Here is a 23401-nt window from a genome sequence, read left to right on the forward strand (position 1 = left end):
GAATTGGCGCCCCTTGGGGTGCCGGCCCGGCGCTTGGGAGTTGGTATCTCCCGGGCGCCGGTTTCATTTTCCGAGCCGCGTCACGGGCCCTGCGATCGCATTCGCCCCACCCCCTCTCTGGTGCTCGTTCCGTTCCTCCTCGGGGCGCCACCCGGCGAGGGACGACGAACATACGTAGACACCTGCGGCAAGTCCATCTCGGCCCTGAAGATCGTTAGCAGTCACACAGAACTCCCGACGGTTGGTGTCGGGGAGAGTGCCGTCGCGACGGCCGACTATGGCCTGGCACTAAATCCGACGACGCGTTGCGCAAGTGGCCATGACAACGCAGCATTCATACGGGTCCTCCAAGGGCTGGCACCATGGAAAGCCAGGGCCCGACCAACAGGTGCGATACGAAAACGTACGCCAGTTTCGCAGACGCATCAAGCCTGGTTACAGTTACCCCAGACGCTGGCCTCACCGGCCCAATCGCCACCGAGCAGGAGTTCACATGCCCCCACGTCAGATCGACGGCAGTCGCGTGCGTGCTGTCAGACGGGGCAAGGATCTCCATCAGAGAGAGCTGGCCGTGATGGTGGGCGTCAGCGCCCCCACCGTCGCGCGATGGGAGAACGGCCAGGACTTTCCCAAGGGCGAGAAGCTGCCCGCGATTGCGGCGGCCCTCGGTCAGCGGCTCGATGTTCTGTTCCCCCATGAGGGTCCACCGGACCTCCAGCTCTTGAGGTGCGATGCCGGCCTCAGCGTGGCGGAGGCCGCTGCGGTCATCGGCACGAGCCGCGTGCCAGTGAGCAACGCCGAGTCCGGTCGGCGAAGGCTTAGCGACGCCTACGTGCAACCGCTCGCGCGGGCGTACGGGGTGACCGAGGATGAGTTGCTGGCTGCCCAGGACTGCTCGTTCGGGCTCCGCCCCAGGGCCTCGCGTAGCGAGCAAGAAGCCACACCCCGCACGCTCGGGGAGAAGATCAACTTTCTCCTGCGGTACGGGTACGGAGCCCAGGCGTCTCCCTCTGAGAGGGAGATCGCACGGCTCGTCAATGCTCACGCGGGCGTGGCAGCCGTCACCGCCGAGGACATCGCGGTCCTTCGCGCCGGTGACACAACCGAGGTGTCCGACATAGTGCGTGCCGGCCTGGCCCACGCGCTTCAGGTCGACGTCGCCATCCTCGGGGACGACGCCGAACTCAATCCTGCAGCCCGCCAGCTTCTGGAGGCGATCCGTTTCATCGGCTCGATTGACCGAGGGCAGATCCTCGGCCTTGCTGCCCGCGGCAACGACGAGGGCCTGTCCGTCGAGATGATGGCCAGCATGAACAAGGTCGTCGGAGAACTGAAGCACAAGCTGCCAGAGGTGCAGGACGAGGAGTAACGCCGTCACCCTGCCGCCGCGCGACGAACGAGTCGTCGCCCTGGAGAAGTGGATCACCGAAACGGTCCAGGCTCACACGGACCCCACAGAACGCCGAATCCTGCACGGCTACGCCGTCTGGCACCACCTGCGCCGACTCCGCCGCCGCATCGGCGACCAGCACACCACCCAGCTCCAGGACATGAACGTGCGCTGCCACGTCACCGCAGCCGACAACTTCCTCACCCGGCTCGCCGCCGAAGGACTCACCCTGGGCACCTGCACGCAAGGCGACCTCGAACGCTGGATAACCGACCCCGCCTTCACCTACCGCGACGAGACCGGCCACTTCGTCCGCTGGTCCGTACAGCACCGCCATGCCCACGGCCTCACCCACGGCACCGTCCGCTGGACCGGCCCGCAGAGCACCATCGACAGCGAGAAACGCTGGGCCGACGCCCGCCGCCTCCTCAACGACGACACACTGCCCACCGGGGATCGCGTCGCCGGACTGCTGCTGGTCCTCTACGCACAGAAGATCGCCGCCATCAGCCAACTCACCGTCGACGATGTCGACATCACCGGCGAGACCGTTGCGATCTCCTTGGGAACCTCACCCGTCATCCTCCCGATGCCGCTGGCCGCCCTGGTCCGCGAGCTCGTCGCGACCCGACGTGGCAAGGCCAAGATCGGCACCCCAGACGACGTCCCCTGGCTCTTCCCCGGCGGACAGCCCGGCCGTCCCCTCAGCGACAGCCAGATCGGCCTGCGGCTGCACAAAATCGGCATCCGGCCCCAACAAGACTGCTCCACGGCCCTGTTCACCCTCGCCGCCGACGTCAGCCAGCGCGCCGCCAACCGCCCGTGACGCCTGAGTGCAGATCTTCCCACCGCCAAGCACCGTGAACAGCAGGTCACGGTGCGCAGGCCAACCCAGGTGCACCAGTTGACCAAGCTCGGGCACACTGCGCTAGTGAACGCTGATACAGCCCCGTCTCCGCAGGAACAGGCAATCCGTCATGTTGCATCGCTGTCGTCCGGGGGCCCGGTCGACCCTGCGCTGCGAGTGACTCTGAACTTTCACCCGGATCGCACGGTGCGCGACCGGCCGATCCTGCTCGCGTTGGCCGAGGACGGCGTCTATCATTCACAGTTCGTCACGGGCGCAAGCAACGGCGGCTTGACGGCCCATCCCGGGGGTGACCGGTGGCGCTGGGAGAGCCGGATCTTCGGGGGCGCATATGACCATGCGCCCGCGCACGAGCGACCCGTCTACGGCGCGCTGAACTTCCGGCGGAAGCCGCTCGGCGGAGCGCCCCGATTCGGCTCCGCGCACTTTCGGCTGACTGATGAGGCTCTCTCGCGAGCCACGTTCTGCTACCCGGACAGCTTCTTCGAACCGTCGGCGTTCGGTGTCGCGGCCAGCATGTCCCTCATGGAGCTGGCTGAGGTCGATAGCCAGGACGCACTCGACGACTACATCGAGGCACAGGTGCACGGGTCACTCGTCCTGAACCATGATGTCGAGGCGTTGGTCCTGGATCCGAGCTATCGAGGAACCGTAGTGGAGGCAGCAGCCCGCGACCTGCCATGCCCACTCGAATGGCACCCAGGGCTCCGGCTTGCCGTCGAAGAACTCGTTCGTCACCCGGACTACCGCGGACAGGAGTACGTCGACCTGGGAACCGAGATCGCCGTTGACGGCTATCTCGATCCGCGGATCATCGGTGACGCCGCACGCACCGGGCTCCATGACCAGCAGGCGCTCAAGAAGGTGTGGCACTGTCTGGCGCGCTTCGGGGAGTCCGAGGAACGCAACGCGTGATCAGGCAGGCATTCGGACAGTTCCAATACCCGACTCCACCATTAGGTCCTGTCCGGCGGATCACTGGCGGAGCCAGAGTCGGATCGCGGCGGCGGTGACGGTGCCGTGGAAGACGTAGGCCCGCTTGTCGTAACGAGTGGCGACCGCGCGGGAGTTCTTGAGCCGGTTGATGGTCCGCTCGACCTCGTTGCGGCGCCGGTAGCGGTCGCGGTCGAAGCCGGCGGGTCTGCCACCGCTGCTGCCTCTGCGTTGGCGGTTGGCCCGCTGGTCCTTCGGTTCCGGGATCGTGTGCCGGATGTGGCGTCTTCGCAGGTAGCGGCGGTTTCGGCGGGAGCTGTATGCCTTGTCGCCGCTGACGTGGTCGGGCCTGGTTCGGGGGCGTCCGCCCCGTGGCCGGGGGACCCGGATTCGGTCCAGGACCTCGACCATCTGCGGGGCGTCGCCCCACTGACCCGGCGTGAGCAGGAGGGCCATGGGGCGGCAACCGCCTTCGCCGGCGAGGTGGATCTTGCAGGTCAGGCCGCCCCGGGACCGTCCGAGTTCCTCGTCGGGGCGGTGGTGCCGGGGCGTCGTCCTTTTTTCGGGATCCGCGGACGGGCCTTGCGGGCGCCGGCCGCGTGCTGATGGGCCCGGCAGGACGTCGAGTCGATGCCGATCATCGACCAGTCGATCCGCCCGGCCAGGTCGGCGTCGGCCTGGACCGCGTGCAGGATCCGGTCCCAGGTACCGTCCGCCGACCAGCGGCGATGCCGTTCATGGACGGTCTTCCACGAGCCATAGCGTTCCGGCAGGTCACGCCACGGGACACCGGTCCGGACCCGGAAGAGGATCCCGTTGATCACGGTGCGGTGGTCGTTCCACCGGCCGCCCCGGCCACCCAGAGGTGGCAGATGCGGCTCCAGCAAGGACCACTCGCGGTTCGTCAAATTCCCCCGACCCATACCCGAACCAACGCGTGACCGGTCAGAAGGTCACATGATCCGCCGGACAGGACCTAGCGGTCTATCCCGAGGAGGTCATCCGCCACTACCGGCAGTTCGCCGACCAGCGCCGGACCGACCGCCCCAGCGAGGAGTACCGCGAGCCCAGCGACACCGAGTGGCAGGACTTCCGTGACCACTTCAGCCTCCGCAAGGTCGCCCTCTGCACCTGCGACCGCCCCTACGGGACCCCTTGCCAGCATGAAAACGCCTGCTTCAGGTGCCCCATGCTCCGCCTGGACCTGGTCCAGGAGCCCCGGCTGCTGGAGATCGAGACCAACACCCGCCAGCGTCTCGGGGAGGCCCAGCGGATGCAGTGGCTCGGGGAGGTCGCCGGCCTGCCGGAGAGCCTGCGGCACATCGCCGACAAGAAACAGCAGGCCGAACGCCTGCGAGCTCAAGCCGACCGAGGCGAGGACGGCGTCACTGCCCTGGGCTGACGTCGATGCCAGGACACTGTCGTCTGGTGCGGCGCTAATCGCCGTCCGGCTCAGTTGGCAGGGCGGGCCGGGGGCTCTCGTCGGGCACAACTACCAGGCGTACGGCCATGTGCCGTGAGTCGGGTGGGTGGTCACCGGGCTCCGTCAGGTATTTGCGTAGAAGTGTCTGGTACTCCTCAACGAATGTGGCGACCTGCTCCTTCGTCATCCGCAATCCAGCGCGGTAGATCTGGTTCCAGCCCGCGGAGGAGTCGTACCCGGCGTATGCGCTCACGACCAGGTTCAGGTCGTGGGTCATCTTGAGGGCGCCGATTTTCACCGCGGCCTCGCGTTCGTCGGCCGTCAACTCCAGGCCCGGCGGCGTGAAGATGTCCGTCATGAGTGACTTCCACCAGCGTTCCCGGCCGGTGGACCGCTCCTCGATCTCAGCAATCAGCTTGAGGTCGGCAAGTTTGCGCAGGTGGTAACTGGTGGTGCCGGTGCTTTCACCGAGGGCCTTGGCGACGCTGGTGGAGTTCGCTTCACCGTGCTCGCCGAGGTAGCTCAGGATGTCGCGGCGCACCGGGTTGGACAGTGCCTTGTAGAAGGCTTTGAGGTCCGGGCCGGTGAGCACTCTCTTCTCGGGGCGCTCGACCATGGCGACCAGCGTACTGCAGAGACTCTCTGCAGCCATCACAGAGATTATTTGCAGAATATCTCTGCAATCGATACTTTAGTTCAAGAGGGCGCCAGCGGGCGCTGGGACGCTCAGGGGTCGAGATGCGAAAAAAACTGTTCGAGGGGCTGTTGCTGGCCGCAGGGCTGGCGTTGGTGCCGTGGCTTGCGGTGCTGTGGACGACACTGCCGGACCCCTATCCGGCGCAGCACTGGCGGATCGCCTGGGTCGGCTTCGATGCGTTGGAGATCGCCGGTCTGCTGACGTCGGCGATGCTGGTCCGGCGTAGTGACCACCGGGCGCCGCTGGCGTCAGTCGCGACAGCCGTGTTGTTGCTGGTCGACGCCTGGTTTGACGTCATGACGGCCGGGCACTACGTCGTCATCTCACTGACGCTGGCCTGCACGCTGGAACTCCCCCTGGCGGCATTGTGCGCTGTCGTCGCGCTGCGGCCGCCGATGGTGGCTTCCGTTCAAGCAACTGCGGTGCAGCGGGTGGCTGTCCATGCCTGAATCACTGGATGCCCAGATGCGGGACGAGATCGACGATCAGGTCGCGGAGGCGTTCGACGCCTACCTGGCCGACAGGTTGGCCGAACCGGGGCCACTGCGCGCGTCACTGGCATTGAGGCGCAGCACCAGGCTGGTGCTGGGCACAGTCGGATTGGGCGCACTTGCCACGGCTCTGGCACCGGACGGAAGCGCCGTCGTCTGCTCGATCTGGGGAGCGATCGCGGTGATAGATCTCGCCTGGCTGCTGACCGCACGCCGCCGTTGACGGTCCGTGGACCGAGCCCTCGCCTGCCAGTCGATCTCACTTGGTCCATGGAGTCGGGGGCTCATAGCGACCGGCCGAACAAGGCGGAGTTGAGAGTGAAGATGTACGTCGCGCACGGGCGCTCACTCCCGTTACGAGCTCATCAGCGGATAAGCCGCTTACCCAGCGCTGCTGGTTAGTACAAAAAAGTGTGTTCGCCTCCTGCGGCCAGGAAGCCTTCTTCGAAGGCCACGTCCACGCGTTGCGGAGCCTGGGCGGGGTTCCAAGGACCAAGGTCCGCTACGACAACCTGAAGGCCGCCGTCGCCAGGGTGCTGGGGCAGAGCCGGGGAAGAGTTGAGGCCGACCGGTGGATCGCTTTCCGTTCGCACTTCGGCATCGAGAGCTTCTACTGCCGGCACGGCATCGAAGGCGCCCACGAGAAGGGCAGAGTCGAAGGGATGATCGGCTACTTCCGCCGCAACCACTTCGTTCCCGTCCCCGAGGTCGCCTCGCTCGCCGAGCTGAATGAGATGGTCGAACAGTGGAACCGGCAGGACGACGCCCGACGCATCGGATCGAGACCCAAGACGGTCGCGGAGTAATACGGACTCGAACAGCCAGTGCTGATGCCGCTGCCCGACGAACTGTGCGAGACCGGAAGGGTGTTCACGCCACGAGTCGACCGCTATGGACAGATCCCGGTCCGCACCAACCGCTACTCGGTCCCGATCCGGCTGATCGGCAAACGCGTGCGGGTCGTCCTGCACGCTTCCCACCTGGTGGTTTACGACCAGAACGTGGAAGTGGCCCGTCATGAACGGCTGATCGCGAAGGGCGCCGTCCGCCTGGACCTGGACCACTACCTGGAGGTCCTGCTCCACCGCCCTCGAACAGGCCCGCTCCGCCGACAGGTTCACCTCGGTCCACGACGCCTGGTGGGACCAGGCCCGCAAGATCCACGGCGAGCGCGACGGCACCCGGGCTCTGATCGAGGTCCTCCTGCTGGGGCGTCATCTGCCCCACGAGCATGTCGTCGCCGGCCTGGCCGCGGCCTTGCGGGCCGGGGCCATGACCGCTGACGCAGTCGCGCTGGAGGCCCGCAAAGCCGCTCAGGCCGAGACCGAACCCACCCCTGCGGCCGACCGGCTGCTTTCCGGCAAGCCGTCGGCGACGGTGACGTCCCTGCACGAATGGCGGCTCGCTCACCTTCCCCCGGACACCAGGCCGCTGCCGTCGGTGACCCCCTATGACCAACTACTCCGACGCCGTCGCACCAGCGGCGGCGACCACCGTGAGGGAGAAGCACAGTGACCCTGCCCCGCCAGCGAGGCTTGACCGAGCAGGCCGCCGACGCCGCCATCGACAGCGCCTGCCGCCTGCCGCCTGCCGCCTGCTGAGGTTGCCCTCGATCCGCAACGAGTTCTCCGACATTGCCGAGCGGGCGTTGAAGGACCAGATGAGCTACCGCGGGTTCCTTGCCGAGCTGCTGATGGCCGAGTGCGACGACCGGGCACGGCGCCGCTCGGAGCGGCGGATCAAGGCGGCCGGCTTCCCGCGGGAGAAGTCGCTGCGGGCGTTCGACTTCGACGCCAACCCGAACATCGACGCCGCGACCATCCACACCCTCGCCAGCTGCGAGTGGATCAAGAAGAGCCAGCCGCTCTGCCTGATCGGAGACTCCGGCACCGGCAAGTCCCACATGCTCATCGCGCTCGGCACCGAAGCAGCCATGAAGGGCTACCGCGTCCGCTACACCCTGGCGACGAAGCTGGTGAACGAGCTGGTCGAGGCCGCGGACGAGAAGCAGCTGAACAAGACCATCGCCCGCTAAGACCGCGTCGAACTTTTGTGCATCGACGAGCTCGGCTACATGGAACTCGACCGCCAAGGAGCCGAACTCCTCTTCCAGGTCCTGACCGAACGCGAGGAGAAGAACAGCGTCGCCATCGCGTCCAACGAGTCCTTCGGCTGGACCAAGACCTTCACCGACCCGCGTCTCTGGGCGGCCATCGTTGACCGGCTCACCTTCAACGGCACCATCATCGAGACCGGCGCCGACTCCTACCGCCTCGCCAGCACCCGGGCCCGAGCCGAGGAGCCGGCCAAGGCCGGCTGACCTCTGCCGCTGCCAGCCTCGATGGCCAGCCGCCCTGACGGGCGGCTGGCCATCTCGCGTTCACGGCCACAGCAGTGCCGTCATTTCCCATCGACATCCACGAGCCGAGTGATCACCAACCGCCTCCGAAAACCGTCGACAAACGCTGTCCCTAGAGATCAACGAAGCCACCCGTGCGTGGACCAGTTGGCCGGCACGAGCTGTGTTACAGACGGGCTGGTGCCGACAATGCGAAGGGACTACGGCGCTGCCCCGACAGGGCAGCGCCGTAGTCCCTTCGCAGTTCCTGACCTCCGCGCTCCAAGGCCGAAGATGGAGGTTCGCTCGCCCTCCGACAGCCGCCACCACTGTCGTGGCTATCGGCCGAGACGGGCGTACGTTGCCAGTGCGCACGGCGTCGGGTTAAGACGCGGTGAGGTCCACGCCGAGCAGCTCGGAGAGAGTGGCTACCGTCTGCTTGGGGTCCTGGTTGTGTACCCCCGCGATGCCGAGAGGCTTTGCTGCCTGAACGTACGCTTCGGTGTCGTCTACGAAGACAGTCTGCTCGGCCGGCAGATCCATGAGCTTGAGGGTGACCTCGAAGAGTTCGCGATCGGGCTTGCGCATCAGGTGCTGCTCGGAGATCACCACGACGTCGTACAGCCGCTCAAGTTCGTAGCCGGCGTACAGGTCCCAAGGGGTCAACCCCACCGAGTTGGACAAGATGGCCACCTTGATACCGGCCCGGCGTGCCGCCGCTGCTGCGTCGATCAGCAGCGGCTCAGGGCGCAGGGTGCCGAAAATGCGCCCCATCAAGTTGTCAGCCGGCACATCCAGCATCCTGCCGGCGAACTCGTTCCACTCGTTCTGGGAAACCACGCCGCGCTCAAGATCGCTGGTTATCCGAACCCCCTCCTTGTCCTTATAAAGGGCCGTCAGACAGGCGCCCTGCGGAAGCCCCTCGCGCTGCTCAAAGGCGAGCACTGCGGGCAGCAGAGGGCTGGTAAGGACGCCCCCAAAATCGAGGATGAGGCCGGTGCGGCGGTTGGACATGCGGGAACTCCATTGCTGAGATTTCGAACGCCCATCCAGACCGGACAGCGTCACGGACCCGGCTGCGCATAGCCGCAGCAGCAGCTGCGCATCGCAGGCCAGGGTGCACTTGGGGCGGAGCAATACCTATTCATCCCCACGACCCACGGTACCAGCCCAGGTTCATACAGCAGCTGGTGCTAAATCTCACTCAGCAGCCCACCATTCAAGATCGCCATACTCTTCGGTCTCGGCCTGTGAAGCGCATTACAAGCTACCGATCCGATTCGTATTCCAACCTTGCGGAGTGGAGGAGGACATGCCGGGCCTGATCCGTGGTGATGTGCGAGTAAACCGTACTGACTCGCGCTTGCCACGCCGCTTCGCTGTCGGTGTCAACGAACGGTTTCTCTCTCAGGAGGGATACGGCGTACGGACTGGCGGGTGCAGAGTCAGCGGCCTGGAGTCCGGCCTTAATCCAGTACGCCTCTGCAGCTGGCTCGGGGTCGGGATGCGAGACGGTAATGTCTTCTGCCGCGAACATCAAGTCTCGTGGAGTGTAATATCGCAGCTTCTCGCATGCGTCAGCAATATCCTGAGTCCACCGATCCAGGCGGACATCGATGGGGACGCGTATCTGCATGAGTTCTGCGAGACGCCGCCCAGGCGGATACAGGCTCGTCCCAGGAAAAGCCTCCACCAGGTCAAACCAGAGTGGATAAATCCTGTACAGCGTGCGCCAATCATTCCACTGGGCCGCCGCCGCGCGGGTGGTGGGGATGCTTGCACCTACGGCAACGATAAGGAAGAGTAGATCCATCCATATCGATGTGGCATCCACAAGGAATCGCACCATGGAAGGGCTTACGGGAAAAGCCACCGCAGCCCAAAGAATAGTGACGCGGGCCGCCGTATGGGCCAGCCCCATCCACATTGCAATCCCCATCAATCCCAACCCAATACGCATGCTTGCGCTTTCGACCTGTAGCGCCGCCCTCGTCCACTGGTAGCCACAAACGGCGGTCGTAACAAGCGGGAAAAAATAAAAAACGCTCATGTAGACCGCGACTCCCCATTGTCCAGCGTGGTCGATGAGGAAATTTTGACTCGGCCCGCCTCGGTCCACCACGGTGAAAAATAGGACCGTGAGCAGAATGACACCAATCGTCCCCGCCTTATAGGATGCACGGGCGATCCAACGGGAGACCTCTACATGCCGTGGCACGACTGTCTCCGCGCTCTTCCCGTAGCTGGTGGCGACGTAGGTCAGGGCAGCCACGATTGCCGCAGTACTGGCAAAGTGCCGGAGCAGGGCGCTCAGGTCCACGACGGGAATTCCATCCACCGCATCCATTGCCGCCGGCGTGTAAAGACATAGAGCTATGGCGAATCCCGCATAACCACCCCAGAGCGCCCTGCGGTGAGAATCACCGTACCGAACGGCAGGGAATCTCCATATGGCGATCAAAGTCATCACTGCCGCAGTTAGCTATTTAAAGTAATCGAACACGAAATCAGTAGGTATCCATGTGAGCTGCGCGTCTCGTCAACTCGAAAGTTCGACTGACTGCAGACCTGATTGCCAGTAGGGAAAATTGTGCGGTGCGGCGGAAGACTTGAGGCCGAGATCTGAACCCTCGGCGATCGACACGTAATTACGGCTGGCGTCGACGCCGCGGTGCAGCAACTGGGTGAGCAAGCGAATACTCCAGAAGGCTGATCACATCATCCCCTGCGATCGCCTGGCGGCGTGCCAGTCGTTTTATCAATGAGGCCGAAAGCTCGGCCTGCTTCTCCTCCAGGCTGTCAAAATCTACGCGCGCTTGCACCAGAGCCGACGGGAAACGTCGAAGGACTTCCTGGCGAATCTGTTCAGGGACGTATCGCTCAATCTCGGCGCCCGTCAGGGAGGCCCCGTGGTCCATCCATTCGTGCGCGATCTCATGGAGGATAATGTGCTCAGTTTGGTTACGACTCGGACGACGCCGATAGAGAATGATCGTCAATTCTGGCGCTTTGACTCGAAGACCACATGCCGCACCCAGACCCCCGTCGGGATCATCCAGTGGCACTAGCCGAATCTGACGACCCGACATGCTCTCTATCGTCCGCATGCCCTGCATCATCACCGTGTGCGCCTGGAAGACCTGGAAGTTCGGGAAGGCGCTGACCACGCCCGCTAACGCGTTCACCCCGCGCACGAGGTCATCCATCGGGTCCAGCCCGACGATGTACGTGTACGAGGTGTCCAGCCCCGCCGCCCGGGCCCGAGCCAGCAGGTCCGGCATCTGTTCCGGGCGCAGGTCGGCCTTGGTGGACTTCATCAGGGCCGCCCGCCGGGTGAAGTGCTCGACGGTCAGCCTGAGCACGAACGGCGACACCTGCGACGCGATGGTCCCGAACGCCTTGTCGCTGCGCAGTACGGAGGTCAGGAAGCCGATCCGCGCACTGACGCCGGCCCGCTCCAGAGCGGGCCGCAGGGCGGTCAGGTGAGCGATGGCGGCCCCCTCCCTCTCGAAGCAGCCGGTGGAGACGGTGACCTCGGTCAGTTCGGCCAGGTTGTGACGGGGGTGCTGCTCACCGAGGGCGCGCAGCAGGTCATCGAGACCCTGCTCCTCCTGCAGCCTTGGATCGGCGGCGGCCTCCAGGGTGTTGGGGCACCAACCGCACCCGACGCACCGGCTGCGCGCGTTGGGGTTAAGGGTCGCGGCCCGGCCGTCGTTGCGGAAATACCCTCCGACCGCCTCGTCGGCGTCGATGCGTTCGACGTGCGCGACCACCTCACCGTTCAGCGACAGCTCGTCGCCCCGGAGCCGGAACGGACTGGCCGGCCGGTTCAGCGGGACGATGATCTGCCAGGGGACGTCGGGACGGGACACGAGGCGCAGGTTGACTCGGGCCCGGTGACGGTCCTGGTCCGAGGTGATCCCGTACAGGTTGACAGCGATCAGCAGCACGTCCTCGACGGGCACCCCGTTGGCCAGGGCGACCCGCTCCAGCTGAAGCAGGCGGGCAGCGCCGACAGCACCGTCCGAGGATATGGCCTGGCTCTTGGAGAGATGCGGCATGAAGGGCTCCAACTGTCGTGGATTCGAGGAAAGGTTGCTACAGAGCGGGACGGCAGCGTGCCGTGTGCGGCTCTCAGCGGCACGGTCCACCCGGCCTCGGTGCCCCACTCGGTCTCCAGGCCCATCGAGTCGTCCACGTACCGGCGCACCGGGACGGGCGCGGAGGAGGCCGGCCGGGTGGACGGGGGCGAGCTGCCAGAAGCCGTTCTCGGCGGGTGCCCAGCAGGCGGGCGAAGACGGTGTCGGAGTCGAACCGGCGCAGACGCAGCCAGTCGATGCTCCGTCTCGCCGAACCAGAGCCGAGGCCCGCTGGTCGCCGATCAGGGCATAGTCCTCGATCTGCCCGGGGTTGTCCTCGCCCGGCACGGGTAAGGCGACGTAGACGCGGCGGCCTTCGGGCTCGTCCTGGCGGACGAGGAGACCCTCGGCGAGCGGGGGTCGGCACACCCGGGCTATGCGGCAGGCATAGAGACCGCTCCGCTGGATCGACAGCGGCATGACGGCCCGGTGGCGGCCGGAGAGGATCGCGTCACGGATCTTGCGCGCGAGCTGGATGTCCGCCGGGTGTGCCTCGTCCGGGCGCAGACGCCTCCGTCTACGCCCGATCGACGGAGGTCGGCCCGGGGGCCGTTCTAATCGCTCGCTCTCACCGGCGCAGCTCACAGGGCTCAGGCCAGCCTCGGCCCACACCACCTTGCCGGCCCTGCCCCGAGCCGGGTAGTGGCCCCAGCGACTGCTCATCACCGCGACGATGAGGATCCCTCGTCCGCTCGTCGCCTCGACCCCGGGCTCCGTCAGCACAGGCGGCCTCACGTCGCGGTCCCACACGGAGACCCTAACGGCGTCACGGAACATCTCCAGGGCCAGCTCGAACGTCTGCACGTCGAAGTGCGAGGAGTACAAAGAGACCTCCTCGCCTTCCTTCTTCTCGGGGTGACGTACCGCATTCGTGGTCAGCTCCGAAACGATGAGCTTCACCGTCTCCACGACCTCGGCCGACACGCCCCAGTGGGAGAGGACGTTGGCGGCGTGCAGCCGCGCCAGACCCACAGCGTTGGGCGTGTCGGCCAGCGTGAGCGTGTCTCGCGGGGGTGGTGCCTGGGACATGGTGCCTCCCGAGTCGGGAGAGGAGCGGGGGTGCCGCTGACTCTCACTTCATGGTGGGGACCGCCTGACCCCGGTTCGGCGGTTGAGCGGTGGTGTACTGCCGTTCCGGGGTCGTGTCATCGCCCGAGTCCCGAGCGCCGATGCTGGCTCTGGCTGATCGCCGTTGCACGGTTGGCCCAGGACCGGGTCCGTCGATAAGGGAACTGCTGCGACGTCCTGGCCAGAAGGGTGTATGGGGGATGTCTTCAATCACGTGGGTTGGCACGGTTGTTCAAACCGTCGCGCCAGCGATGTCACCGTGGGTTCAAATCCCTCTCTTCGCAGCCGTTTTCAAGGGGAGGACGAGATCGTGCAGACCCTGTTCGCGAATGGAGCCGACCCCGCTACCGGGACTCCCTGGGCCATCGAGGCTGCTACCCGGTTCGGTCGGCCGGACCTGCGGAGCTGTTCACGGGCAAGTAGCAGGAAATCTCCTGAGGGCAGGCCACTGGCGGCGACGCCCGGAAGAGTTGGGGGCGCTCGTTCCACATGGTGGTGCGAGCGCCCCCAACAGTCCGTAGATTCGGTAGTTGGTGTCTTCGAACCCAATAGGGCTTTGTGAACCAGCCATCAGGTCCGACGCACGCGCCGACGAGGGGTCTTGGGGCGGCGCTAGGCTCCCGCGCCGACCAGGTCACTGGGTTCGGACAGGGCCCGCAGCGCCTTGTGGAAGGCGTCTTCCATGGCGTTCACGAACTGGTGGCCGCGCTTGCCGTGGACTCCTCGGCGCTGGATGGGTGCGGCGCGCTGCCAGTACGCGCGCGCGTGGGCGCTCTCCATGAAGGCCCCGGCGACCCGGTGCAGCGCGTCCTCGTCCAGGAGTCCGGACCGGAACTGAAGGTGCCAGAAGGTCACTCGCTTGTTGCAGTGGAGGAACCGGACGCGGTCCGCTTCGGTGAGCGCGGCGAGGTAGGGGTACAGCTCGGCCAGTTCCGGGCCGCTCTCCTCCGTCAGCATCCTGTGGTGCATCTCCATGGTGGCCAGCCGCATGTGGTCCCGATGGTGTCGCCGGTCGAGAACCAGGCGGGCAACGCCGACGGCGGCAGCGGACAAAACCGCGGTGGTCAGGAGTCTCGATGTCATGGTGGCCTCTCGTCGTGCGGTCTGGTCTGTTGCGATGTGCCCGCCCTGGCCGTCAACGGCGGAACCGTGACCGTGACGACCAGGGCGGCATCCGTACCGGCGACCGTCCCCACCGATGGTTGTCGGAGCGACCGGTACGGAGTTCGAGGGCCGCTGAGTGCCGCAGCGGTATTCGGCACGCGTGACGGTCGCCGGAACAGGGCGAACCATCTCCGCTTCCGTGGCTTGCGGTGTCTCTGGCGACCAGGGCGAAGGGCCAGCGGGGGCGGAGGTGCAGGAGGAGCCGGTGCGGGGGGCAAGGGACGCGCGCTCAGCGTGTAGCGGCCGGTCGTATCGGCCGCGACGAAGGTGAACTCCTCACCTGCGGCGAGCCGGTTCCGCGCCACCTCCTGCTCAGTCAAGTCGCCACACCAGAAACGAAGTTCAGCAGGAACATCCGGCTCGGGGGCCGTCACCGGAACGATCAGCTTTCGCGGGATCCATACCGCGCACGGGTCGGGGTCGAGCCCGTCGGCGATCCGTCGAGCCTGTCCGCGAAGCCAACGAAGCGCCCGCTCCGGAGAGATGGCCTCCCGTAGGCCGAGCACGACGCGCACCATCTGCCCGTTGGCCGGCCCCTCACCGGTCACGGTGGCGACGTAGACGCGCGATTCCGTCATGACCGCCCGCCCGCGCCACGCTTCCGGTGCAACTCGGCGAGCGCGCGCAGCTGCTGGCGCTCCCGATCCGTCGCCGGACGGACCCTGATCGGTCGGGCGTTCCACGTGTGACCGGTCGGCCGGATGAGGCAGACGAGGTTCCCGTAGAGCCGGTGCACCACGCCCACCATCTCCCGGTCCGGGTCCCACACCGCCAGGCCCACGACGAGCGTGATCCGACGGGACGGCTCGGGCAGATGCGCGAAGGGAGACGCGCCGTTCGCAGGCGCCGTACGGTCTACGGCCTTGCGGTGCGGGTGCGCTGCGATCTGCCGCGCGCAGTCGAGCACGCTCACGGCCCCGATGCCGCGCGACGCGTTGTTCCGGCGCCTGTGCCACCAGGCGCACACGTCGCAACCGGGAAACGGGATGAGGCCGAGCGGGGGATTGAGCGTGGCCGGCGAGATTCCCAACCGGTCCCGGTCACTGGGCAGCATCGCCACACCGCCGTTCGAGTCCCGCCTGCACGTCGAGCGAACAGGGCTGAGTGGACTCGGCGTATGTCCGAGGTGCGTCGTCAGGCAGTAAGCGCCAGAAGAAACGGCTGCTTACGTTCGCGTGCAGCGCGGCGGCGCCGACGGGCGACGGGGAAACCTCGTTCGACATACGGGTGCCCTCCTTCTACTCCCTGTGACTGGGGGTGTTCAGAGTGCGACAGGTGCCGCTAGGTTTGGAAGCCATTCAGCTACCAACCTGGCTGTTGGGTTCAGCGGCATATGCGAACAGTGTTGACCTGCACTGACACGCACGCAGGGATGCCTTTTCAGACCCGTGGTGGAGGGGGTTTTGATGTGGTGGGAGACCGGGAAGTTGACAGTGCGGCGGTCGGTGAGGCGAGGATCGCGCGACGGAAATTCGCGGAAGCCCTGCGTGACGCGCGAGAACTGAGACCCGAGGGCAGGTGGACACAAGCCCAGCTCGCAAGGGAAGTTCGAACGTCCAGCTCGACGATCTCGCGTATCGAGGGCAGCGACCTGCCCATCCCGAGCAACCTCCCAGCCCTCTTTGACCAGGTCTTCGGGACGGATGGGACGTTCAAGCGTCTGTACGAGGAGATCCAGGCGACCGGCTTCCCCGCCCACTCCCGGCGGAGGATCGCGCTGGAGCCCCACGCGGTGGCCATCTCGCAGTGGACGCAAACCGTGGTTCCTGGAATGCTCCAGACGGAGTCGTACGCGCAGGCGCTCTTCCAGACGGGCGACCCCAGGGCCAGCGATCAGGAGATCGCGACCATGGTCCGATCCCGAATGGACCGGCAGAAGGTCTTCGAACGGAGTTCGCCGCCCGACTTCTCAGCGGTCCTCTGCGAGTCCGTGATCAGGCGTACGGTCGGCGGCCCCGACGTGATGCGCGACCAGTTGGCCGCGCTTCTGTCGCATGGGGCACGTCGTACCAGTGTGGTTCAGGTGCTGCCCCTGAACGCCGGTTGCCACGGACTGATGGACGGCACGATGTCGATCCCCGGCGGAAGGGGCAATAATCGTCTATACGGAGGGCATCCGATCCGGAGCGATCATCGAGGATCCCAGTTCCGTCAGGGAGCTGTCCCGGTCCTACGATGTTCTGACCGCCTCGGCGCTCTCGCCCGACGCGTCCGCACGTCTGATCTTGAAGCTTATGGAGGCGCCATGACCCACAGTTGGGTCAAGTCCAGCTACAGCAGCCAGGACGGGGGCGACTGCGTGGAGTGGGCACCGACGCACGCACGGGCCCACGGGATCGTGCCGGTGCAGGACAGCAAGCAGCCGGGCGGTCCCGTACTCATGGTCTCCGCCGCAGCGTGGCAAGCGCTGATCGAGGCCACCTGGAACTTCGAGGCGTAGCCGACCATCAGCGTTTCCCGCTGTGTTCGCCGACAGCGGCGGGGCGCCGCTCGCTTTGGTGGCCGCTGGTCCATCTGTGTTCCAGGCCCGGAGCGGAATCACTACGGATGCCGTTCGTTCAGGTCAGAAGAGGGTGCGGCAAGGGGCACGCAGATGACGGACACAGAGCATGACCGCGAGCAGCGAGGGACGGCAGGGCGGTTCGCGGGTCGTCGCTTTGTGGTGACGGGAGGCTCCAGAGGGCTGGGCGAGCACGTGGTGCGCCTGCTCCTGTCCCAAGGAGCGCAGGTGGCGACGTGCGCCCGGAAGCCCGAGCCCCTGGAAACGCTCCACAACTCGCTGGACACGCCGGCTGATCTGTTCGTCAGGACTCTGGACGTATCCGTACCGGAACTGCTGGACCGGTTTGTGGAGGACGCCGTTTCAGCGCTGGGCGGGCTGGACGGTGTCGTTGCGTGTGCGGGCGGTGCGCAGGGGCGGGGAATCACCGAAGCGTCCGCCGAGGACTGGGCGGCGACTTGGAGGATGAACGTGGGCCACGTCGCCCAGCTGGTGTCGACGAGTTCCCCACACCTGCGGGAAACAGGTGGCGGATCAATCGTCGTGGTGGCTTCGGTCTCCGGATGGAAACCAGGGCCGCAGGCTCAGTACGGTTCGGCGAAGGCGGCCCAGATCCATATGGTGTCGTCCCTGGCCAGGGAGCTGGCCCCGGACGGCATCCGGGTGAACGCGGTCTCTCCGGGATCGATGCTCATCCCGGGCAAGCGGTGGGACCGGATGCGCCGCGAGGACCCGTCGGCCTTCGACCGGTTCCGCTCGGAGTTCCCAGGGGGCGAGCTGGTGCGGCCGGAGGAGGTGGCGGACGTGATCGCCTTCCTGCTCTCGGACCAGTCGCGAGGGGTGACCGGGATCAACCTGCCCGTCGACAAGGGCCAGAACGCGCCGACGCCGGAAGGGTACTGATCGACGCCGTCAGGCCGCTGTGCCGAGTATCGGCCGGGCCTTCCGCTCGAAGTCACGGACGACGGCTTCGCCCCGATGAGGGGCAAGCCGTGCCCGGAAGTCACGCAGGGCTTGGACGGACCGCTCGCTGTGAACGCCGGCGAGCAGATCCACGGCGTTGCTCGCGGTCCCGACCGCCTCGTCCAGCCTGTTCTGCTGGAGGAACGCCGTCGCGAGCACCGAGCGGCTGATGGCCTGCCGACGGCGACGGTCGCCGTTCGCCTCGACGGACGCCAGGGCGAGGCGCTCGGCCTGCCCCGCTTCACCGAGGTCGCGGTGGACCAGCGCGGCCTCAGCCTCCAGATAGTGGTGGTCCAGGAAGCGGACCCACGGCGATTCCTCGGCCGGTCCCCGGCTGACTTCCAGCTTTTCACCGGCCGCCAGCAGGGAGGCCGTGGCCTGCCGGGAGTCACCGAGGACTGCGTATCCGCGGGCGGCCATGGCGTGCAGGCGCATGAGTCCGAGCGGGCTGCCCGCCGACTTGGCGGTCGCGATTCCCACCCGCGCCAGCGAGACTCCTTCGGTGGGGTCGCCGAGGCTGGTGGCGAGGTGCGACATGCCGGCCAGGATCTGCCCGCCGAGTACGCGGTCGCCGCCTTCGGCGCACAGCCTCAGCGCCTGGATCATGTACCTCTCCGCGAGTCCGTAGTCGGCGGAGTCGTACGAGCACCAGCCGGCCATCGCGGCCAATTTCGCGGCCGAGGTGTAGAGAACTCGGCGCTGGGGCGTGGGCAGGCCGCGCTGCTGGAGCATGGGGGCGAGTTCGGTGCTCAGGTAATGCACGATGCTCGCTCGAACCCCGCCGCCGCCGAAGCGGTTGTCCATCTCGTCGAACATCTCGATCATGGCTTGGACCTGTTCGGCAGGACCGCTACCGGCAACGACGGCGAGACGGGGGGCCTGTTCATCCTCAAGGAGCCACAGCATCCACTGCCGCTGCGGATCCAGGAGGGCGGTCGCGACGTACGGCACCGCGCCAAGAAGGCTGCGCCGCGAGATGTCGGTGGAGCCCAGCTCCGCGAGCGTGTGCAGTGTTTCACCCACGTCTTCACGGTACGTCAAAGCTCTTGCGACCACGGGCTTCTGCCCCTGCTCGGCAAAGCCGATGTCAACAGGGGCAACGGGACGGCCGGAGAAGCCGGCCAGTGCTGCGGCGATGAACTCAGGAGCGCGTCCACGAGGGGTCATCCCCTGCGCCCATCGGGTCACCGACGCCTTGTCGTAGCGCGACACCTCGCCCTGTAGCAAACCCAGTTCGTTGACCTTGCGCGCCAACGCGGCGTGCGAACAACCGGCTTCCAGAAGCACGGCCGCGAAGGCGGTGTTGGCCTCGCCGGTCCCCCTTGCACTGCCCATGCGTAGATGATGCCGCGCGGGTCACTCTGTGTCCCAGCGTTTCGACGCTGAGCCATGAAAGTGCAACCCCCGTACAACCGAACAACCCCTCCGCCCCCTCCTCCCGAGGCCCGCGGGCACGGAGACTGAAAGGGCTTCGGGCCGACTGCCCTTCCCGGCAAGGACGTTGATGGATCATCACCCATGCCCTCAGCATCGGAGGGAGATTCCATGCAGACTGTAGTGATCTTGGACTGCTTCACCGTCGAGCCGAGCGGACTCGGCGTTCCGCCCTACCTGTCGACCTACGTCAGGAACGCCTGGTCAGCGCTGCGACGAGCGCGGCCGGAGGCGGACGTCCGGTACGTGACCATCGACGACGTCCGCTGGTGCCTGGTCGGCGGCAAGCCCACCGTCGAACCGCCTCTGAGTGACCGGCTCACCTACTCGACCACCGTCAACCGTGACACAGCCATTCAGCTCCTGCGGGACGCCGAGATCGTGGTCGTCATCGCCGGGAACGCGGTCCCGTCCGTCCATCTACACGCCGTGAACGGGTCGTTCGAGGAGATCGCTCGCGCGCTCGCCTGCACGCGAGGTCGCCGGTACCTGCTCGGACCGTTGTCCACGTACGCCCTGGCCTCCCCCGTGGAGTACGCCGGGTTGTTCGACGCCGTCCACACCCACACAGTGACGTCCGGCGACCTTCTGCTCGGCAGTCGGCGGCCGGCCGACTACGAGCAGACGCGACGTGAGCGCGACTCGTTCACCGGCCTCGTCGAGCAGATGCCCTGGCGGCCGATCGCCGAACTGGAGCTGTACCGCGGCTGCACCCGCCGGAAGTTCTGCGACTTCTGCAACGAGCCGGCGAAGTCACCCCTCGTCGCCTTCCGCGAGGTCGAGGATGTCGTCACCGAGGCTGCCCAGCTCTACGCGGCCGGCATCCGGAACTTCCGGCTCGGCCAGCAGACCTGCTTCTTCTCCTACCGCAACCGGGACGAGGACGCGATCCGCGCCCTGCTCGGCGGCATCCGCGAGCGCTGCCCCGAGTTGGAGGTGCTGCACATCGACAACGCGGATCCCCTCGCCGTGGCCGCACCCGTCGGTCTGCGCATCGCGAAGCTGGTGGCGGGCTACTGCACCGAGGGCAACTGCGCGCCGATGGGTATCGAGAGCTTCGATCCGGTGGTCATCGAGCGCAACACGCTCACCTGCACGCCCGAGATCCTGACGCGTGCCGTCGAGCACGTGAACGAGGCGGGTGCCGCCCGTGGTCCGGGTGGTCTGCCGATGCTCCTCCCGGGCCTGAACCTGATCTACGGTCTGCCGGGCGAGACGCACGGCACCCACGTGGCGAACCTCCGGGGGCTGGCCGGGATTCTCGATGCCGGCCTGTTGTGTCACCGCACGAACGTGCGCCTGGCGAGGGCCTTCCCCGGTACCCCGCTCGCCGCGCTCGGTGAGCGGGAGCCGCTGCCGTCGGCTGAGCACTTCCCGTCGTGGAAGGCGGACATCGACTTCACCTGGGACCAGCCGATGAAGGAGCGGGTCTACCCGACCGGTCTGCGCGTGCCGGGCCTCCACTCCTACTTCATCGGCCAGGGCGGCACCTGGTGGCGGCGGCTGGGCTCATACTCCATCCAGATCGTCGAGCGTGACGCGGCGGTGCCGCGCGGTACTACCGGGGACCTGGTGGTCACCGGTCATGCGCCGCGCATGATCTACGGAGAACGTGTTGCATCCGCTTCCTGACGGGACGCTCGCGACGTTGGCGGGCCTGGACGCGGCAGCGGCCCGTACCGTCCGCGTGGGGCTGCTGCTGCCCTGGGCCAACGTGGCCGTGGAGACCGAGTTGGCCCGCCTCGGCCTGCGCCGTACGGTCTTCCACCACGCGCGGCTCGTACCCGAGTCCAGGACGACGGCAATCGACGCCTCGTTCTGGCACGGGCTGCGTGCGGCATCGGCGCAGGCGCTGGACTCGTTGTCCCACGTTCCGCTCGACGCGGTGATACTGGCGTGCACGTCAGCGGGCTTCACCGGCGGTCCGCCGCTGCCGGGCGGCGTGTTCACCGCCTTCGACGCCCTTCTGCGGGCTCTCGTCGAGGCAGCCGTGACGCGCGTGGCGCTGGTTACGCCCTATCCCGCCCCGGTGGCCGAAGCGGAAGCCGCAGCGCTCGCCGAGGCCGGCATCAAGGTGCTGGCTCATGCGAGCCTGGGCCTGACCGACGGCTATCCCGACGTCACCCCGGATCAAATCCTTGCTCTGGTGGGGCAACTGCCGGAGAACGCGGTCAGCTCCGCCGAGGCGGTGATCCTTTCGTGCACCGGGTGGCACACCCTGCCGGTAATCACCGAGCTGGAGTACCGGATCGGGAAGCCCGTGTTCTCCTCCAATCTCGCCATGGCACTTCTCGCGGCCCGCGTCTGTGCTGGAGTCGGTTCATGACGATCGAGCGTGTGAAGGCGAAGCCGCTGGAGATCCGGCGCGTCCACCGACTGGTCGCCCGCGCCGCCGGCCTGCCGGACGTACGGGCCGAGGTAGAGGCCAACCACGACGAGAACCGGTGGTGGCCGACATCGATCAGCGATCCGCGCGTACGGATGCTCGCCGCCGGCTGGTCCACACGGGTCTCCTATCGCATGGTGGAGACATACGCCGGAGTGATCGCCTCGGCGAATACTCATGGCTTCGACAGTCTCGCCCAGGCCACCGACACAGAACTGATCGCGCTCGTACGCCCCATCGGCCTGCTGCAGACCCGGATCGACTATCTGCGCTCCCTCGCCGAACTTCTCCGCGGCTGGGACAAGGAGGGGACCGACCCGACAGCGGAATCGGCCGACTGCGACGCCTTGGTAAACGACTTCGCGGGGCGAGTACGAGGTGCCTCCTACAAGGTCGCCCAGTGCGCCCTGCTCACCGCTCGCGGGTATCACTGCGGCATCATCCCGGTGGATTCCGGCATGGTCACCAAGCTGGCGCCCGCCTTGGGCCTCGCCCTTCCGTCGGGGGCCGTGGCTCACGAACGTATGCGGCACGTCCTTGAGTCGGCCGTGCGCGCCCGCTCGGCCGAGTTCCGCTCCCTGGTCAACGACCATGAGTATCAGGTCACCATCCCCGAGGGGGTGGATCCGACCTGGTGGGTGCACCTCGTCCTGATCTATTTCAAGCGCCTGTACCTCAACGGCCCGGCGCGACAGCTCTGCCGACGTCGGCCGGTCTGCACGAAGGTCGTCGACTGCGCGCACCGCACCCGCCGCGCCTGATCTCTTGGGGGAGTTCGTGGAACGGCTCGACGTGATCGGCAACATCAGCCGGGACCTGACCCGCTACCCCGACCATCGCGGCGGATCCCGGCTCGGCGGCGCGGCTCTGCTCCTGTCCTTGGCGACGACAAAGGCTGGCCGCCGGGCGGCCCCGGTCTCTGTTCTCGGAGACGACCTCGCTCACCTTCCCGAGGCGCCGGGGCTGGACACGCTCGACTGGTCCGCGCAGATCCAGGCCGTCGGCATGTCCACCACCTTCGACCTGGAGTACGACCTGCAAGGCGAGCTGCTGGCGGTAGGCACGGACTACGGCGTGGCCGAGGGCCTGACCGCGCATGCGCTCAGGCACGTGGACCAGCACCCACGCGGCAGCTACCACGTCTGCTGCCGCCGCCCGCTGGACGTGGCCGCAGTCCTCGGCCGACTCACCAAGAACGCCGCCGACTTCAGTGTGGACTTCTTCCTGCCGAGCGCGGAAGCGATGATCCGCGCTGCCGCATCCTGGCTGCCGAGAGCAACCACCCTGTTCGTCAACACTGCCGAGTACCGGCTTCTGAAGCAGGCGATCGACTGCGGCACCCTCCCGGAGATCGTCGTCACCGACGGCCCCCGGGCCGCAGTCGTTCGCCACTTCGGCCGCCAGGTCGCCTCCGCCATTCCACCACCGCATCTTCCGCGCGAGGTCTCCGGCGCCGGAGACACCCTGGCCGGAACCTTCCTGGCCCATCGCTCGCAGGGTGCGACAACCGCCCAGGCTCTGGCCGAAGCAACAGCAGCCGCAGCCAGATACGTCGCGGCCCCGGCTCTGCCTATCCCCGCGCCCCGACGCGGCTGACCTACGACTTG

Annotated in this window: 24 protein-coding genes and 2 pseudogenes; 18 read left to right on the forward strand and 8 right to left on the reverse strand. The window is 66.8% G+C overall.

Annotated elements, in window-relative coordinates:
* Positions 1–493: 493 nt before the first annotated feature.
* The 3 genes from DVK44_RS13680 (at position 494) to DVK44_RS13690 (ending at position 3173) form a co-directional block, all read left to right on the forward strand.
* On the forward strand, positions 494–1369 hold the full coding sequence (locus DVK44_RS13680; RefSeq protein WP_114659936.1) for a helix-turn-helix domain-containing protein: 876 nt from the start codon (positions 494–496) through the stop codon (positions 1367–1369).
* A 181-nt stretch (positions 1370–1550) separates the two neighbouring features.
* Positions 1551–2216, forward strand: coding sequence for a site-specific integrase (locus DVK44_RS13685; protein ID WP_228447123.1), 666 nt, complete (start codon positions 1551–1553; stop codon positions 2214–2216).
* A gap of 105 nt (positions 2217–2321) precedes the next feature.
* Positions 2322–3173 carry a DUF3626 domain-containing protein gene (locus DVK44_RS13690; protein WP_114665107.1) on the forward strand — a complete coding sequence of 284 codons (852 nt, stop codon included), beginning with the start codon at positions 2322–2324 and terminating at the stop codon, positions 3171–3173.
* 60 nt (positions 3174–3233) lie between these two features.
* On the opposite strand, the gene DVK44_RS13695 is transcribed toward DVK44_RS13690, so the two are convergent.
* A protein-coding gene (locus tag DVK44_RS13695) for an IS5 family transposase (RefSeq protein ID WP_114659937.1) occupies positions 3234–4114 on the reverse strand; the annotation gives its coding sequence in 2 pieces (ribosomal slippage) (positions 3234–3754 and positions 3754–4114; 882 coding nt in all).
* Between the two features lie 266 nt (positions 4115–4380).
* Between DVK44_RS13695 and DVK44_RS13700 the strand changes: the two genes are divergently transcribed.
* On the forward strand, positions 4381–4593 hold the full coding sequence (locus DVK44_RS13700) for a hypothetical protein (protein WP_114659938.1): 213 nt from the start codon (positions 4381–4383) through the stop codon (positions 4591–4593).
* Between the two features lie 34 nt (positions 4594–4627).
* Here the strand turns inward: DVK44_RS13700 and DVK44_RS13705 are convergent, their stop codons facing one another.
* Positions 4628–5230: an ArsR/SmtB family transcription factor gene (locus tag DVK44_RS13705; protein ID WP_114659939.1), complete on the reverse strand. Its 603-nt coding sequence runs from the start codon at positions 5228–5230 to the stop codon at positions 4628–4630.
* Between the two features lie 122 nt (positions 5231–5352).
* Here DVK44_RS13705 and DVK44_RS13710 point away from each other — a divergent pair, with 122 nt between their 5' ends.
* The 6 genes and pseudogenes from DVK44_RS13710 to istB all read left to right on the forward strand — a co-directional run bounded on the left by DVK44_RS13710 (position 5353) and on the right by istB (position 8122).
* Positions 5353–5760, forward strand: a complete 408-nt coding sequence (locus DVK44_RS13710) for a hypothetical protein (RefSeq protein ID WP_114659940.1) — start codon at positions 5353–5355, stop codon at positions 5758–5760.
* Positions 5753–6025, forward strand: coding sequence for a hypothetical protein (locus tag DVK44_RS13715; protein ID WP_114659941.1), 273 nt, complete (start codon positions 5753–5755; stop codon positions 6023–6025). The genes DVK44_RS13710 and DVK44_RS13715 overlap by 8 nt, the downstream gene beginning before the upstream one ends.
* 190 nt (positions 6026–6215) lie before the next feature.
* Entirely contained in the window at positions 6216–6608 is a 393-nt protein-coding gene (locus DVK44_RS37055; RefSeq protein WP_228447124.1) for a hypothetical protein, read from the forward strand.
* A gap of 24 nt (positions 6609–6632) precedes the next feature.
* Positions 6633–7085 carry a Mu transposase domain-containing protein gene (locus DVK44_RS37880; RefSeq protein WP_408055317.1) on the forward strand — a complete coding sequence of 151 codons (453 nt, stop codon included), beginning with the start codon at positions 6633–6635 and terminating at the stop codon, positions 7083–7085.
* Positions 7075–7317 (forward strand): hypothetical protein, encoded by a 243-nt coding sequence (locus DVK44_RS37060; RefSeq protein ID WP_228447125.1) that lies wholly within the window; start codon positions 7075–7077, stop codon positions 7315–7317. Before DVK44_RS37880 ends, DVK44_RS37060 begins: the two co-directional genes overlap by 11 nt.
* A pseudogene (gene istB, locus DVK44_RS13725) lies at positions 7314–8122 on the forward strand (IS21-like element helper ATPase IstB). The gene DVK44_RS37060 and the pseudogene istB overlap by 4 nt, the downstream one beginning before the upstream one ends.
* Positions 8123–8524: 402 nt before the next feature.
* On the opposite strand, the gene DVK44_RS13730 reads toward istB, so the two are convergent.
* From DVK44_RS13730 to DVK44_RS37070, 5 genes are all read right to left on the reverse strand, one after another.
* On the reverse strand, positions 8525–9154 hold the full coding sequence (locus DVK44_RS13730; RefSeq protein WP_114659942.1) for an HAD-IA family hydrolase: 630 nt from the start codon (positions 9152–9154) through the stop codon (positions 8525–8527).
* Between the two features lie 253 nt (positions 9155–9407).
* A complete protein-coding gene (locus DVK44_RS13735; protein WP_331461598.1) occupies positions 9408–10607 on the reverse strand; it encodes an MAB_1171c family putative transporter in 1200 nt (399 codons plus the stop codon).
* 181 nt (positions 10608–10788) lie between these two features.
* Positions 10789–13308 carry an ATP-binding protein gene (locus DVK44_RS37065; RefSeq protein ID WP_228447127.1) on the reverse strand — a complete coding sequence of 840 codons (2520 nt, stop codon included), beginning with the start codon at positions 13306–13308 and terminating at the stop codon, positions 10789–10791.
* 651 nt (positions 13309–13959) lie between these two features.
* Positions 13960–14640 (reverse strand): DUF6082 family protein, encoded by a 681-nt coding sequence (locus tag DVK44_RS13750; RefSeq protein ID WP_331461599.1) that lies wholly within the window; start codon positions 14638–14640, stop codon positions 13960–13962.
* Positions 14641–15085: 445 nt separating this feature from the next.
* Positions 15086–15565, reverse strand: coding sequence for a hypothetical protein (locus DVK44_RS37070; RefSeq protein ID WP_228447129.1), 480 nt, complete (start codon positions 15563–15565; stop codon positions 15086–15088).
* A 318-nt stretch (positions 15566–15883) separates the two neighbouring features.
* On the opposite strand from DVK44_RS37070, the pseudogene DVK44_RS13760 reads away from it, so the two are divergent.
* From DVK44_RS13760 to DVK44_RS13770, 4 genes and pseudogenes are all read left to right on the forward strand, one after another.
* Positions 15884–16528 (forward strand): annotated as a pseudogene (locus DVK44_RS13760) (helix-turn-helix domain-containing protein); the annotation flags it as partial.
* A gap of 115 nt (positions 16529–16643) precedes the next feature.
* Positions 16644–16760: a hypothetical protein gene (locus tag DVK44_RS37620; RefSeq protein WP_269439640.1), complete on the forward strand. Its 117-nt coding sequence runs from the start codon at positions 16644–16646 to the stop codon at positions 16758–16760.
* Entirely contained in the window at positions 16757–16951 is a 195-nt protein-coding gene (locus DVK44_RS13765; RefSeq protein WP_114659944.1) for a DUF397 domain-containing protein, read from the forward strand. Before DVK44_RS37620 ends, DVK44_RS13765 begins: the two co-directional genes overlap by 4 nt.
* Positions 16952–17104: 153 nt before the next feature.
* Positions 17105–17914, forward strand: coding sequence for an SDR family NAD(P)-dependent oxidoreductase (locus DVK44_RS13770; protein ID WP_114659945.1), 810 nt, complete (start codon positions 17105–17107; stop codon positions 17912–17914).
* Positions 17915–17923: 9 nt separating this feature from the next.
* Here the strand turns inward: DVK44_RS13770 and DVK44_RS13775 are convergent, their stop codons facing one another.
* Entirely contained in the window at positions 17924–19309 is a 1386-nt protein-coding gene (locus DVK44_RS13775) for a hypothetical protein (protein WP_114659946.1), read from the reverse strand.
* Between the two features lie 210 nt (positions 19310–19519).
* On the opposite strand from DVK44_RS13775, the gene DVK44_RS13780 reads away from it, so the two are divergent.
* From DVK44_RS13780 to DVK44_RS13795, 4 genes are read left to right on the forward strand one after another with little or no spacing between them, the layout of a single operon-like run.
* Positions 19520–21040 (forward strand): radical SAM protein, encoded by a 1521-nt coding sequence (locus DVK44_RS13780; RefSeq protein ID WP_114659947.1) that lies wholly within the window; start codon positions 19520–19522, stop codon positions 21038–21040.
* A 16-nt stretch (positions 21041–21056) separates the two neighbouring features.
* Positions 21057–21734 carry a maleate cis-trans isomerase family protein gene (locus DVK44_RS13785; RefSeq protein ID WP_228447130.1) on the forward strand — a complete coding sequence of 226 codons (678 nt, stop codon included), beginning with the start codon at positions 21057–21059 and terminating at the stop codon, positions 21732–21734.
* Positions 21731–22555 carry a hypothetical protein gene (locus DVK44_RS13790; protein WP_114659949.1) on the forward strand — a complete coding sequence of 275 codons (825 nt, stop codon included), beginning with the start codon at positions 21731–21733 and terminating at the stop codon, positions 22553–22555. The genes DVK44_RS13785 and DVK44_RS13790 overlap by 4 nt, the downstream gene beginning before the upstream one ends.
* A gap of 16 nt (positions 22556–22571) precedes the next feature.
* Positions 22572–23390 carry a PfkB family carbohydrate kinase gene (locus DVK44_RS13795; protein ID WP_114665110.1) on the forward strand — a complete coding sequence of 273 codons (819 nt, stop codon included), beginning with the start codon at positions 22572–22574 and terminating at the stop codon, positions 23388–23390.
* The last annotated feature ends 11 nt before the right edge of the window (positions 23391–23401 follow it).

The sequence above is a fragment of the Streptomyces paludis genome, assembly GCF_003344965.1.
GTDB lineage: Bacteria > Actinomycetota > Actinomycetes > Streptomycetales > Streptomycetaceae > Streptomyces > Streptomyces paludis.

Bases quoted from the DNA above. Each gene is read 5' to 3' on its own strand.
- DVK44_RS13680 (WP_114659936.1), top strand. From the start codon at position 494: ATGCCCCCACGTCAGATCGACGGCAGTCGCGTGCGTGCTGTCAGACGG.
- DVK44_RS13685 (WP_228447123.1), top strand. From the start codon at position 1,551: ATGAACGTGCGCTGCCACGTCACCGCAGCCGACAACTTCCTCACCCGG.
- DVK44_RS13700 (WP_114659938.1), top strand. From the start codon at position 4,381: ATGCTCCGCCTGGACCTGGTCCAGGAGCCCCGGCTGCTGGAGATCGAG.
- DVK44_RS13705 (WP_114659939.1), bottom strand. From the start codon at position 5,230: ATGGTCGAGCGCCCCGAGAAGAGAGTGCTCACCGGCCCGGACCTCAAA.
- DVK44_RS13710 (WP_114659940.1), top strand. From the start codon at position 5,353: ATGCGAAAAAAACTGTTCGAGGGGCTGTTGCTGGCCGCAGGGCTGGCG.
- DVK44_RS13715 (WP_114659941.1), top strand. From the start codon at position 5,753: ATGCCTGAATCACTGGATGCCCAGATGCGGGACGAGATCGACGATCAG.
- DVK44_RS37880 (WP_408055317.1), top strand. From the start codon at position 6,633: ATGCCGCTGCCCGACGAACTGTGCGAGACCGGAAGGGTGTTCACGCCA.
- DVK44_RS37060 (WP_228447125.1), top strand. From the start codon at position 7,075: ATGACCGCTGACGCAGTCGCGCTGGAGGCCCGCAAAGCCGCTCAGGCC.
- DVK44_RS13730 (WP_114659942.1), bottom strand. From the start codon at position 9,154: ATGTCCAACCGCCGCACCGGCCTCATCCTCGATTTTGGGGGCGTCCTT.
- DVK44_RS13735 (WP_331461598.1), bottom strand. From the start codon at position 10,607: ATGACTTTGATCGCCATATGGAGATTCCCTGCCGTTCGGTACGGTGAT.
- DVK44_RS37065 (WP_228447127.1), bottom strand. From the start codon at position 13,308: ATGTCCCAGGCACCACCCCCGCGAGACACGCTCACGCTGGCCGACACG.
- DVK44_RS13750 (WP_331461599.1), bottom strand. From the start codon at position 14,640: ATGGTTCGCCCTGTTCCGGCGACCGTCACGCGTGCCGAATACCGCTGC.
- DVK44_RS37070 (WP_228447129.1), bottom strand. From the start codon at position 15,565: ATGCTGCCCAGTGACCGGGACCGGTTGGGAATCTCGCCGGCCACGCTC.
- DVK44_RS13765 (WP_114659944.1), top strand. From the start codon at position 16,757: ATGACCCACAGTTGGGTCAAGTCCAGCTACAGCAGCCAGGACGGGGGC.
- DVK44_RS13770 (WP_114659945.1), top strand. From the start codon at position 17,105: ATGACGGACACAGAGCATGACCGCGAGCAGCGAGGGACGGCAGGGCGG.
- DVK44_RS13775 (WP_114659946.1), bottom strand. From the start codon at position 19,309: ATGGGCAGTGCAAGGGGGACCGGCGAGGCCAACACCGCCTTCGCGGCC.
- DVK44_RS13780 (WP_114659947.1), top strand. From the start codon at position 19,520: ATGCAGACTGTAGTGATCTTGGACTGCTTCACCGTCGAGCCGAGCGGA.
- DVK44_RS13790 (WP_114659949.1), top strand. From the start codon at position 21,731: ATGACGATCGAGCGTGTGAAGGCGAAGCCGCTGGAGATCCGGCGCGTC.